We start from the raw sequence: 12,987 nt of genomic DNA, 5'->3' as shown, positions 1-12,987 counted from the left end.
AGAGGACATTTGCCATGAAATTGCTAGACCCCATTGTTGCCAATACCCCTGAAATTGCGGCGCTGCGCAAAGAAATCCACGCCCATCCCGAGCTGTGTTTCCAAGAGGTGCGCACCGCAGACCTGGTGGCCGCCAAGCTGACGGAGTGGGGCATTCCCGTGCATCGGGGCATGGGCACCACCGGGGTGGTGGGCATTGTGAAAGCCGGTACCTCCAGCCGCGCCATCGCCTTGCGGGCTGACATGGACGCCTTGCCCATGCAGGAGTTCAACACATTCGCCCACGCCAGTAAGCACACCGGCAAGATGCACGCCTGCGGTCACGACGGCCACACGGCCATGCTGCTGGCGGCGGCCCAGCATTTTGCGAAGCATCGTCACTTTGACGGCACGGTGTACCTCGTGTTCCAGCCCGCGGAAGAAGGCGGTGGCGGGGCGCGCGAGATGATCAAGGACGGCTTGTTTACGCAGTTCCCGGTGGAGGCGGTGTTCGGCATGCACAACTGGCCGGGCATGGCAGCGGGCACCTTTGCCGCCAGCGCAGGGCCGGTGATGGCGTCCAGCAACGAATTCAAAATCACCATCAGCGGCAAAGGCGGCCACGCGGCCATGCCGCACAACGCCATCGACCCGGTGGTGGTGGCCTGCCAGCTGGTGCAGGGCTTTCAGACCATCGTCAGCCGCAATGTGAAGCCGATTGATGCCGGCGTGATTTCGGTCACCATGATCAATGCGGGCGAGGCCACCAACGTGATTCCCGACCACTGCGAATTGCAGGGCACGGTGCGTACCTTCTCGATCGAGGTGCTGGACCTGATTGAGCGCCGCATGCGCGAGATGAGCGAGAGCCTGTGTGCTGCGTTCAACACCCGGGTGGCGTTTGAGTTTGTGCGCAACTACCCGCCCACCATCAACTCCGCCAAGGAGGCGGCATTTGCAGCCAAGGTGATGGAAAGCATTGTGGGCGCCGACAAGGTGTACACCCAGGAGCCCACCATGGGTGCGGAAGACTTCTCCTTCATGCTGCAGGCCAAGCCGGGTTGCTACGCCTTCATCGGCAATGGCGATGGCGACCACCGCACCCTGGGCCATGGCGGGGGGCCTTGCACTTTGCACAACCCGAGCTATGACTTCAATGACGACTTGCTGCCTCTGGGCGCCACCTTCTGGGTGCGCCTGGCCGAAGAATGGCTCGCGTCTGACATCTGATGCCGCTATCATCATTTTGGATACGTGAACGGGAGCACCCATGACACAGTGGAGCGAAATCAACCCGCGCGAGCGCCCCGGCGGCCTGCAGGTGGCGATGCGCCGCCAAACCCGTCCCGGCGAGTACCGCTACACCTTTGTGCACGACGAGCTGGAGATTGATGACCCCGCGCTCGACACCACCGGCCGCTTTTTTGCCTCCCCCCGGGATTACGGTTTTGCGATCCGGGGTTTTGACGGCGGCAAGACGGCCTGGGCCCGGGACTTTGCCAACGGCACCATGCTGGTGGTGAATGCCGAGGCGCAGTCCCATGTGCTCTCACCCAAGGCGCGGGCGCGCATTGTGTTCATCGGGGAGGACGGCCGAATCCTGCAAGACACGGGCGGGACCAGCCGCCCCGCGCATGTGCCCGAGTTGGCCACGGTGCGCCTCACGCTCACCGCCACGGTGGATTTGAATGGCCTCTCGCAAGAGGCGGCCCGTGCGCAGCTGATCCGTCTGGTCGACCGGGCGGTGCTGGCGGCCCAGACCGGGCAGGGCGACGGCGTGCGGGTCATGGACCACGCGTTTGACTCTGCGGCCGTGGTGTCCGGGGAGACGCCCGGCTCCAGCGAAACCAACTTCTCCCAGCTGCTGGACTTGTAACGCCGCCGGTGCCGCTCAGGCCGCTTGGGCAGCCGCGAAGCGCACCTGCGCCATGCGCAGCAGGCCGTCAAAAATCAGGTTGTCCACCAGCTCAAAAGGGCGCGTCATGCTGGGCGCCATCTTCCAGCCGGCGCCGCCGGTCATGATGCAGGCAGGCTCCGCACCGCAGTGGGCGCGCACATGCTGCACCATGCGCTCCACCGCGCCGGCAATCGCAAAGGTGCCGCCGCTGGTGAGGGCGTCGCTGGTGTTGGTGGGGAATTCGCGCACCTCGCCGGTTGGCACATGCAGGCCGGCTGTGCCGGACTCCAGCGCCCGCAGCATGATGCCGTGGCCGGGCAGGATGAGCCCGCCGAGGAACTTGCCATCGGCATCAATCGCCTCCACCGTGACCGCTGTGCCCACCATCACCACCACCATGGGGCGGGGCGCGCCCTGCGCCAGCATGTGGTGGTAGGCACCGATCATGGCCACCCAGCGGTCGGCGCCGAGTCGGGTCGGGTGGTCGTAGCCGTTGCGCAGGCCGGCTTCGGCCTCGCTGGCCACCACCCACTGGGGCACGACATCCCACAGGTCCATTTGCTCTTGCACGCGGCGCTTGAGGGCGTCCCCCGCCACCACGCAGCCCAGCACCTGGGCCGGTGCGGGCAGGTTACGCCAGGCGCCATCGGCCAGCTTGTCGATGTTTTCGAGAAATTCGGCGCCTTGGGCCAGCAAGGCTGCGCCGGGGCGGGGAGCGGCGTAAAACGCCCATTTGAGGCGGGTATTGCCGATGTCCAACGCGAGAAAAGTCATGGTGCCGAAAGCTCTGTCTTGATGGCTCGCACTCTACCGGATTCGGCGCCCCTAGCCGCCGGAAATCCGGCGCCGGACTAGGTAGTTACCCCCATGCAGCTTGTAAGGCGGTGTCAGGCTGCTTGGTTTACAGTTGACGTTTACGTAAACGTCAATTCATCCGTCCCCGTTTCTATTGCGAGTGCCCCATGACCGACCTGTCTGCCGACTTCCAAGCCCTGGCCAACTACCGCCCCACCCACAAGGTGCGTTTTGTCACGGCAGCCAGCCTGTTTGACGGGCACGACGCGGCCATCAACATCATGCGCCGTATCCTGCAGGGCATGGGCGCCGAGGTCATTCACCTGGGCCACAACCGCAGTGTGGACGAGGTGGTGACGGCGGCGCTGCAGGAAGACGTGCAAGGCATTGCCATCAGCTCCTACCAGGGCGGGCATGTGGAGTATTTCAAGTACATGGTGGATTTGCTCAAGAGCCGCGGCGGCGCGCACATCCAGGTGTTCGGCGGTGGCGGTGGCGTCATCGTGCCGGCTGAAATCCGTGAGCTGCATGCCTACGGCGTGGGCCGCATCTACAGCCCAGAAGACGGCCAGCGCATGGGCCTGGCCGGAATGATTGGCGAGATGGTGATGCGCTGCGACAAGGACATCACCGCGCTGGCGCCTACCGACTTGTCTGCCATCCAGGGCCATACCGAGGCCAGTTGGCGCGCATTGGCCCAGTTGCTGACCGCCATTGAGGCTTCCAAGCTCAATCCGGCCCTGGCGCAGGAGATACGTGCGCAAGCAGCTACTAAAAAGATAGCAACTATCGGCATCACCGGCACCGGTGGTGCGGGCAAGTCCAGCCTGACAGACGAGCTGATCCGCCGCCTGCGGCTGGACCAGAACGACGCCTTGCGCGTAGCGGTGATCTCCATCGACCCGAGCCGCCGCAAGAGCGGGGGCGCTCTGCTGGGCGATCGCATCCGCATGAATGCTATTTCGCCTTGGCAGCAGGGAAGCCGTGTGTTCATGCGCAGTTTGGCGACGCGCGACTTTGGTTCCGAGATCAGCGCTGCGCTGCCGGATGTGATTGCTGCGTGCAAGGTGGCCGGCTTTGATCTGGTGGTGGTGGAAACCTCGGGCATCGGCCAAGGCGATGCAGCCATCGTGCCGCATGTGGATGTGCCTCTGTATGTGATGACACCGGAGTTTGGCGCGGCCAGCCAGCTGGAAAAGATCGACATGCTGGACTTTGCCGAGTTCGTGGCCATCAACAAGTTCGACCGCAAAGGCGCCAGTGATGCGCTGCGCGACGTGGCCAAGCAGGTACAGCGCAACAAAGAGGCCTGGACCACACCTACCGAGCAGATGCCCGTGTTCGGCACCATGGCAGCACGGTTTAACGATGACGGTGTCACTGCGCTCTACCAGGCGCTGGTGCCCCGCTTGCAGGCGCTGGGCGTGCCACTGCAGGAAGGTAGCCTGCCGCGCGTGAACGTGCGCCACAGCAGCAACCAGACGCCGGTGGTTCCCGCAGCGCGCACCCGCTACCTGGCCGAGATCAGCGATACGGTGCGGGGCTACAAGAAGCGCGCCCGGGAGCAGGCGCGCCTGGCGCGCGAGATGCAGCAGCTGCGCGAATCCGGCCGCATGCTCACGGAGAGCAACCCCCACAAGGCCAATGCGGTCTCTGCGGTCATGGAGCTCGCCGCCGCGCGCGAAGAGCGCATGGGCGCGGCCGAGCGCAAGTTGTTAGCCCAGTGGCCCGAGATGCAGAAGGCCTACGCGGGCGATGAGTACGTGGTGAAGATCCGCGACAAGGAAATCCGCACCGCACTGACCACCAAGTCTTTGAGCGGCACCACCATCCGCAAAGTGGCCTTGCCGCAGTACGAGGACCATGGCGAAATTCTGAAGTGGCTGATGCTGGACAACGTGCCCGGCAGCTACCCCTACACCGCCGGTACCTTTGCCTTCAAGCGCGAGGGCGAGGACCCGACCCGCATGTTCGCGGGTGAGGGCGACGCCTTCCGCACCAACACCCGCTTCAAGCTGCTGAGCAATGGCATGGCGGCTAAGCGGCTGTCCACCGCTTTCGACTCGGTCACGCTTTACGGCAACGACCCTGACCCGCGCCCGGACATCTACGGCAAGGTGGGTAACAGTGGCGTGAGCATCGCCACGCTAGACGACATGAAGGTGCTCTATGGTGGGTTCGATTTGTGCAGCCCGAGCACCAGTGTGTCCATGACCATCAACGGCCCGGCACCAAGCATCCTGGCCATGTTCATGAACACGGCCATTGACCAGAACATCGACAAATTCAAGGCAGACAACGGGCGCGAGCCTACCGACACCGAGGTCGCCAAGATCAAGGAATGGGTGCTGGCCAATGTGCGCGGCACGGTGCAAGCCGACATTTTGAAAGAAGACCAGGGCCAGAACACCTGCATCTTCAGCACCGAGTTCTCCTTGAAGGTGATGGGCGACATTGCCGAGTACTTTGTGCATCACGACGTGCGCAACTTCTACAGCGTGTCCATCAGCGGATACCACATTGCCGAGGCCGGGGCCAACCCCATCAGTCAGTTGGCCTTCACGCTGTCCAACGGCTTCACCTTTGTGGAAGCGTATCTGGCGCGCGGCATGCACATTGACGACTTCGCGCCCAACCTGAGTTTCTTCTTCAGCAACGGCATGGACCCCGAGTACACGGTGATGGGCCGCGTGGCACGCCGCATCTGGGCGGTGGCCATGAAAGAGAAATACGGCGCCAACGAGCGTTCACAAAAACTCAAGTACCACATCCAGACCAGCGGCCGCAGCCTGCACGCGCAGGAAATCCAGTTCAATGACATCCGCACCACGCTGCAGGCTTTGATCGCCATCTACGACAACTGCAACAGCCTGCACACCAATGCGTTTGACGAAGCTATCACCACACCCACCGAAGACTCGGTGCGCCGCGCCATGGCCATCCAGCTCATCATCAACCGCGAGTGGGGGCTGGCCAAGAACGAGAACCCGTCGCAAGGTGCCTTCATCATCGAAGAGCTGACCGAGCTGGTGGAAGAAGCCGTGTTGGCCGAGTTTGAGCGCATTGCGGAGCGCGGCGGCGTGCTGGGTGCTATGGAAACCGGCTACCAGCGCGGCAAGATTCAAGATGAGAGCATGCACTACGAGATGCTCAAGCACACCGGCGAGCTGCCCATCATCGGCGTCAACACCTTCCGCAACCCGCATGGCGATCAGGTGCTGGAAAAGCTGGAGCTGGCCCGCAGCACCGACGACGAGAAGCAAAACCAGCTCAAACGCCTGCAGGACTTCCACACCCGCCACGCGGCCGAGGCGCCGGCCATGCTCAAAAAGCTGCAGCAGGCCGTGATTGACAACCAGAACGTGTTCAACGTGCTGATGGACGCGGTGCGCGTGTGCTCGCTGGGGCAGATCACCAACGCCCTGTTTGAGGTGGGTGGGCAGTACCGGCGCAATATGTAGGCCCGCGCAGGCAGGGCCTGGCCCGGTGTGCACCCAAATGGGGCGCATCTGGTGCGTTTATTGCTTGCAGCTGTGCAAGCCGTTGGAGCCCGCATCCGCGGGCGGCTCTGGAGATCGGGCCTTGCACATGTTGTCAAAAATTCCGCTGTGGTTGGGGCGCTTGAGCGTCGGGCGCAAGCTCACCCTGATTTACCTTTTGGACCTGACGGCCGTGATCTACGTGTCCGGCATCCTGATCCACGAAAAATACCTCGCCATCGACTTTGCCCGCAAAGAAATCGTGGGCGCCAGCTACACCGAAGCGGTGCGCCGCAATGTGATGGACACCATTTTGCTGCCCCGGGAGAGCACCGGCCCGGCAGCGCTGGCGGAGCTGGACCAGGCCCGGCAGGCGTATGACACGCAACTGAACACCGCCGCCGCCTCGCAGCGCTTGCACGATCTGCTGCTGGCACCCCGCACCGAGGCAGAGCGCAGCCGCCTGTTGGCGCAGACGCGCGATCTGCTCACGATTGTGGGCAACCAGTCCAACCTGATTCTGGACCCCGACCTCGACAGTTACTACGTCATGTCGCTCACGCTGCTGCGCTTGCCGGAGCTGCTGCAGGTGCTGTTGGACACCCACGATTTCATGCGGCAGTGGGGTACGCGGGTGCCGGGCTTCAACCCCCAGGCCCAGATGCTCACGCTGCTGGGCCGGTTGGACGCGGTGCAGCAGGGGTTGGAGTCAGACTATGAGCAGACCTGGCTCGCCGGCTCCCCCGCGCTACAGGCCGCGCTGGGGCCGGGGCGGGAGTCCTTGCGGGCGTCGCTGGAGGTGTTTTCCAAAGTGGTTCGGGGGGTGAACAACACCAGCCTGTCCGAGGCGCAGAGGGCTCAGCTCGATGCGGCCTACCGCATGGCCTTGCAAGACCTGTCGGCCACCTGGCGGGTGGGCATTGATCAACTGCAGCTCTTGTTGCACCACCGGGTGGACCAGTTGTTCCAGCGCATGTGGTTGCACTTGGGCACGGCGCTGATTCTGCTGGGCTGCATCTTGAGCTTGGTGTACCTGGTGGCCAGCCAGATCGCCAAGCCCTTGCAGGGGCTGGCCAAGGTTGCGCACGATGTGCGGCGCAATGCCGACTATGGCCTGCGCGCCGAGTGGCACAGCCGCGATGAAATCGGCCAACTCTTTACCGCCTTCAACGGCATGCTGGAGCAGCTGGACCGCGACCGCCTGGTGCAGCAGGAGCTGGCAGCCAGCGCCCGTGCCGCCGAAGCGCAACGCGAGTTGGTGGAGGCCTTCCCCATACCCATGGTCGTCACTTCGGTGCCTGACCACGAGGTGCTGCACGCCAACACCCCGGCCCGGCCCTGGCTGGGCGGGCGCACCGGCGACCCGTGGCGCCAAGGGCTGGAGCCCGGCGTGCGCGGGCGCTTTTTCCAGCGCCTGGCAGACTTTGACGCAGTGGACGAGTTTGAGGTGCGCTGGCATGGCGGCGCCACCCCCTCGTGGGCGGTGCTCTCGGCCCGCCGGCTGAACTTTCAGGGGCGCGATGCGGTGCTCACCGCCTTCACCCCCATCAACAAACTCAAAGTGATGGAGCAGCGGCTTGAGCTGTGGGCCAAGGTGTTTGAGGCCTCCAGCGAGAGCATCATCATCATGGACGAGGCCCGCAAAATCATCAGCGTGAACCAGGCCTTTTGCCGCAGTACCGGCTACGACTTTTACGAGGCGCTGGGCCGCGACCTTGGCTTTTTGACGGACACCCCGCAAGACACGGTGTGGACGGAGCTGGAAGAGACCAACGACTGGCAGGGTGAGGTGCATTTCCGCAAACAAAATGGCGATACCTATCCGGCCTGGTTGATGGTGTCCTCGGTGCACAAAAGCGCCACCAGCGGCGAGGTGGTGAACTACATCGGCATCTCGATTGACATCACCGACCGCAAAGCCAAGGAAGAGCGCATCCGCTTTCTGGCCCAGCACGATGTGCTCACCGAGCTGCCCAACCGCGCGCTCTGCCAGCAGCGCTTGGGCGAGGCGATTGCCAGCGCCCGCCAGACGGGCGAGAAGGTGGCGGTACTGTTCATTGACCTGGACCGCTTCAAGCTCATCAACGACACGCTGGGCCACCACATTGGCGACGGCTTGCTGCGCACGGTGGCCCGACGCCTGACCAGCGCGGTGCGGGCGGACGACACCGTGAGCCGCCTGGGGGGGGATGAGTTCGTCATCATCCTGCGCCATGTGAGTGATTTGCCCGAGCTGACCGCGCTGGTGAACGACCGCCTGATTCCCACCATCCGCCAGACCGCCACGGTGGATGGCCATGTGCTCACCGTGTCCTGCAGCGTGGGCGTGGCCCTGTTTCCGGAAGATGCGACGGACCAGGACGAGCTGATGCGCCGCGCCGATGCGGCCATGTACGAGGCCAAGTCAGCCGGGCGCGACACCGCCCGCTTTTTCTCCCCCGAGACCGACCAGCGCGTGCTGGCTCGCCAGGCGCTGGAAACCCAGTTGCGCCAGGCCTTGGCGAATGAGGAGTTCAGCCTGCATTTCCAACCCCGCCTCAACGCCCGCACCCGCCAGGTGCAAGGCGCCGAGGCCTTGCTGCGCTGGAAAAATCCGGTGCTGGGCCAGGTGCCGCCGGGTGAGTTCATCCATGTGGCCGAAGAGAGCGGCCTCATCAAACCTATAGGCGCCTGGGTGCTGCGCGAAGCCTGCCACCGCTGGATGGAAATGGAAGCGCAAGGCATCTGCAAGGGGCTGGAGCTGTCGGTCAACCTGTCGGTGGCGCAGCTCGCCGACCCCGAGCTGGTCGACCAGCTCAGTGCCGTGCTGCGTGACACCCGCATGCCCCCCGCGCAACTGGAACTGGAGCTCACCGAGTCCCACCTGATGGACAACCCGGTGGCGGCCCAGCAGCAGGTGGCCGCGCTCAAAGCGCTGGGTGTGAAGGTGGCGATTGACGACTTCGGCACCGGCTACTCCAGCCTGGCCTACCTCAAGCGCTTTGATATCGACAAGCTCAAGGTCGACCAGTCTTTCGTGCTGGGCATGCTGGAGGACAGTGCAGACGCCGCCATCGTGCACGCGGTGATTGCACTGGGCCACACGCTGGGCCTGAAGGTGGTGGCAGAAGGGGTGGAGAACCTGCCTACCGCCCAGACCCTGACGGCGTTGGGCTGCGACGAGCTGCAAGGCTATTGCTTCAGCCGCCCGCTGCCCTTGGCCGAGTGGGTGAGCTACCTGCGCAGCCACGCGCTGCGGGAAGACCGTCGCCGCCCGCCGCTGGTAGGGTGATTTGCTATGATTTTAGGAGCTGCTTGCGCATATTCCACGTGCGCTAGAGGTTGATTTGGCTTGTAATCTGGCGGGTCAGGCCGCCAGTGCTGTGGCCTTGATGTGGTCCAGCACGCCAAACAGCTCGTCCACTTGGGCAGAGGTGAATAACGCGTCCGGCCCCTGTGGCGCGTAGCTGGTGAATGGCGGTTCGTACAGCAGCCCTACATCCATGACACCGCGCTCAGTCAGGTGGGTGACGATCAGGTTCACAAACTCCAGCTGGTTGGCACTCAATGTCTTGTCCGCCACAAAACTGTTCAGCGCTTGGGTAGCTGCTTCACGGTCCAGGCCCACCAGCCCACGTACAAACAGGCCCAGCCCGTGGGCCTCTTGCCCGGCGCGGGCCACGTCTTCTGCGGTGGCGGTGCCGCTGTCGATAAGCAGGCGCTCCAGTTCGGCCAAGTCGGTCGCGGTGAGCGGCTGGTTGCGGCGCAGCTTGTGCAGGGTGATGTGATTTTCGTGCGTGCGCAAAAAGGCTCGCACCTTGAGCCGGAAGCGCTCAAAGTCGCCCGCACTGCCGCCCAATGGCAAGGCTACTTCAGTGGTTTCGCCCACCGCATCCTCAAAGTCGGTGTAGACCACCTTGCGCCGCGTTTTCTCCAGCAGCTTGATAAGTCCACGCAGGTGGCGGCGCGCCTGCTCCAGCATGGGCAGGGTTACGTCCTGCCACCACTCCTCGCCCGCGACTGCCTCAATCAGCACCATGTGCTTCTTCACATCCGGAATGCTGCCCAGATCGCTTAAAGCCTCGGCCAGCGCACGCACTTGCTCGCGCAGGCGGGCAAAGCCCACGTCGCCGCGCGCGCTGCCCAGCTGGGTGCGCAGCATCAGCAAATCAAAACGCTTGGCTTCTTCATCGTCATCGCGCACGGCGCTAGGCAGGCCGGAAACGTGTTGTGCCAAGTCAGCCAACTGGTCGCCGGTGACCTTGTGCCACGCGTCTGCCTGGCTCCAAGGCTCCACCCAGCGGCGCTGCGGACGTACCACAAAGTTGTCCAGCCGCATCCCCGCCACCACCGTGTGCAGGTGGTGGGCCGTGTCAGCGCGCATGGCGGCATTGGTCAGGCCATAGCCCGCTGCAGGCTCGGTCACCCTGGCGTCGCCCTGCTCCTGCGCCAGCTGCTCGTCGAGCACGCTCAACAACTCCAGCCGCGCCTTGAAGGTGCGCTGGCTCAATGGCTCCGCCACATTGCCTTTGCTGCCCTCCAAGTTCTGGCTAAAGAACTCCAGGTTCTGGCAGAAGTCGAAGATCACAAACTCTTGCTTGTGCTGATCCGGCCCGAACAAGTCTTTGCACAGGCGCGTGCCGCGCCCCACCATCTGCCAGAACTTGGCTTTGGACCGCACGATCTTGAAGAACACCAGGTTCACCACCTCGGGCACGTCAATGCCGGTGTCCAACATGTCTACCGAAATGGCAATGTGCGGCGCCTTCTCTTTAATGGAGAAGTCGTCAATCAAGCTCTGCGCATACTCGGTCTGGTAAGTGATTACGCGGGCAAACTGCCCCGCGTAGTGCGGGTAGTTGGCGTTGAAGCGGTCTGCAATGAAGTTGGCATGCGCATTGTTTTTGGCAAACACAATGGTCTTGCCCAAGCGGTCGCCGCCCGCCACTTTGTGGCCGCGGGTCATCAGCAGCTCCAGCACCTTGTCTACGGTGTCGGTGTTGAAGAGCCACTTGTTCACCGCCTCCGCGCCCACCTCGTCGGGGGCGTGGCCTTCACCATCGTCATCTGACCAGTCCAGTTCGTCCCATTGTTCGCGCTCGTCCTCGCTCAACTCGGCGTACTTGATGCCCTCGCGCTGAAACTTCAGTGGCACCGACACCGCGCGCGGCGGCACCAAGTAGCCCTCGGCAATCGCATCTTCCAGGCCGTAGGCATCGGTAGGCACACCGTTTTCCAGCTCAAACAGGCTGTAGGTGTTGCGGTCAATCTCGTCTTTGGGCGTGGCGGTCAGGCCCACCAGCAGGGCGTCAAAGTAGGCAAAGATCGCTTTGTACTTTTGGTAGATGGAGCGGTGCGCTTCGTCCACGATGATCAGGTCAAAGTGCCCCACACCAAAGCGGCGTAAGCCCTCATTCGTTTCGTTGATCAACCCCATCATCGTGGGGTAGGTGCTCACAAACACGCGGCCTTCGGTTTCCTTGTCGGTCACCAGGTTCACAGCCGCTGCATCTGGCAAATGCGCTTTAAATGCGTTGGCCGCCTGGTTCACCAGCGCCACGCGGTCGGCCAGAAACAGGATGCGCTTGGCCCAGTTGGCGCGTTGCAGCAGGTCCACCAGCGCAATCACGGTGCGCGTCTTGCCCGCGCCTGTGGCCATGACTACCAGGGCTTTGCGCTGGCGGTCGCGCTCAAAGGTTTCGCCAATGCGGCGAATGGCGCGCAACTGGTAGTGCCGCTCCACGATTGTCGAGTTGATGGTCACACCCGCTAGTGGCTTGGCAGACGTGCGGCGCTGCACCAGCAGCTGCAGCTCGTCCTTCTTGTGAAAGCCCTGCACCGGGCGCGGCGGGTAGGTGCTGTCGTCCCAAAACCAATGCTCGTAGCCGTTGGTGGTGTAGATCAGCGGGCGCTGGCCGAACTGGGTTTGCAGGCAGTCGGCATACAGCTTGGCCTGCTGCTGGCCCACGCGCGCGTCGCGCCGGGTGCGCTTGGCTTCCACCACGGCCAGCGGCTTGCCATCGTCGCCCCACAACACGTAGTCCACATAGCCCACGCCCTCCAGCTTTCCTTGCGTATTGGGCATACCCTGCACTTCAAATTCGCGGTCGCGTGCTTGGTCCAGCTTCCAGCCCGCTTCTTTGAGTAGCAGGTCGATATAGAGATCGCGCGTTTCGGCTTCGTTGTAGTCGTGCGTGTCGGGCGTGGCGGTGTTGGCGGCTTTGGCGGCGGCTACTTCGGCGCGCAGCTGGGCCAGCTCGGCATCCAGTGCGGCGGTTTTTTGCTGGGCGGCGGCCAAGGCGGCATCGCGTGCGGCCAGCTCGTCGGCTAGGCTGGCCAGCTTCTGCAATGCGGCCTGCGTGGCTTGCGCGCTGGCCTGAGCGGCAGCTTGTTCTGCTACGGCATTGGTGGGGCGAGGCAATAGCTCTGCGCGGAACTGCAACGCCGGATCGGGCCGCGCCGCCACATTGCGCCCGTAGTTGCGCGCCAGCCAAAAGGCCACTTGAAACAACTCACGCAGCACGGCGGTGGCGTCTGCGGCAGTGATGGGCCGCGCGCTGTGCACGGCGTTGTTGCCCTGCTTGCGCACCACGTCCATCTTGGCGTGCAGCGCCGGGCCTACCAGCACCTTGAAACTGGGCTCAAACAAGAAGGCCGATAGATCGGGCTTGTAGGGCATCTGCAGCCGGCCACCGCGCCCGCCTTCGGCTTGGAAGAGCCACGCCACCGCCAACTCCAGCGTGCGCCGGGCATAGAAGCAGGCGGTGCGCGGGTCGGTCAGCGCAGCCTGCTCGGCTTTGGTGGCCTCGGCAAACAGCGCGGGCCATTCGGCTTGTAGAAATGAGAAATTGGACGCCAT

Annotated in this window: 6 protein-coding genes; 4 read left to right on the top strand and 2 right to left on the bottom strand. The window is 63.6% G+C overall.

What is annotated here, in order from left to right; all coding sequences use genetic code 11:
* Positions 1 to 14: 14 nt before the first annotated feature.
* Positions 15 to 1,208: a M20 aminoacylase family protein gene (locus FDM28_RS01865; RefSeq protein WP_138512478.1), complete on the top strand. Its 1,194-nt coding sequence runs from the start codon at positions 15 to 17 to the stop codon at positions 1,206 to 1,208.
* Positions 1,209 to 1,248: 40 nt separating this feature from the next.
* A complete protein-coding gene (locus tag FDM28_RS01860) occupies positions 1,249 to 1,854 on the top strand; it encodes a hypothetical protein (protein ID WP_138512476.1) in 606 nt (201 codons plus the stop codon).
* Positions 1,855 to 1,869: 15 nt separating this feature from the next.
* Here the strand turns inward: FDM28_RS01860 and FDM28_RS01855 are convergent, their stop codons facing one another.
* Positions 1,870 to 2,649: a type III pantothenate kinase gene (locus FDM28_RS01855; protein ID WP_138512474.1), complete on the bottom strand. Its 780-nt coding sequence runs from the start codon at positions 2,647 to 2,649 to the stop codon at positions 1,870 to 1,872.
* Between the two features lie 188 nt (positions 2,650 to 2,837).
* On the opposite strand from FDM28_RS01855, the gene icmF reads away from it, so the two are divergent.
* Both icmF and FDM28_RS01845 read left to right on the top strand, forming a co-directional pair.
* Positions 2,838 to 6,131, top strand: a complete 3,294-nt coding sequence (icmF, locus tag FDM28_RS01850; protein ID WP_138512472.1) for a fused isobutyryl-CoA mutase/GTPase IcmF — start codon at positions 2,838 to 2,840, stop codon at positions 6,129 to 6,131.
* 127 nt (positions 6,132 to 6,258) lie between these two features.
* Positions 6,259 to 9,420 carry a bifunctional diguanylate cyclase/phosphodiesterase gene (locus tag FDM28_RS01845; protein WP_138512470.1) on the top strand — a complete coding sequence of 1,054 codons (3,162 nt, stop codon included), beginning with the start codon at positions 6,259 to 6,261 and terminating at the stop codon, positions 9,418 to 9,420.
* A 75-nt stretch (positions 9,421 to 9,495) separates the two neighbouring features.
* On the opposite strand, the gene FDM28_RS01840 is transcribed toward FDM28_RS01845, so the two are convergent.
* Positions 9,496 to 12,987, bottom strand: a complete 3,492-nt coding sequence (locus tag FDM28_RS01840) for a DEAD/DEAH box helicase family protein (RefSeq protein ID WP_138512468.1) — start codon at positions 12,985 to 12,987, stop codon at positions 9,496 to 9,498.

Origin of the sequence: Rhodoferax bucti (assembly GCF_005876985.1) — a bacterium.
Taxonomy (GTDB): Bacteria; Pseudomonadota; Gammaproteobacteria; order Burkholderiales; family Burkholderiaceae_C; genus Allorhodoferax; species Allorhodoferax bucti.
Note: the sequence above shows the minus strand (reverse complement) of the source record. Positions and strands in the feature narration are given on the sequence as shown.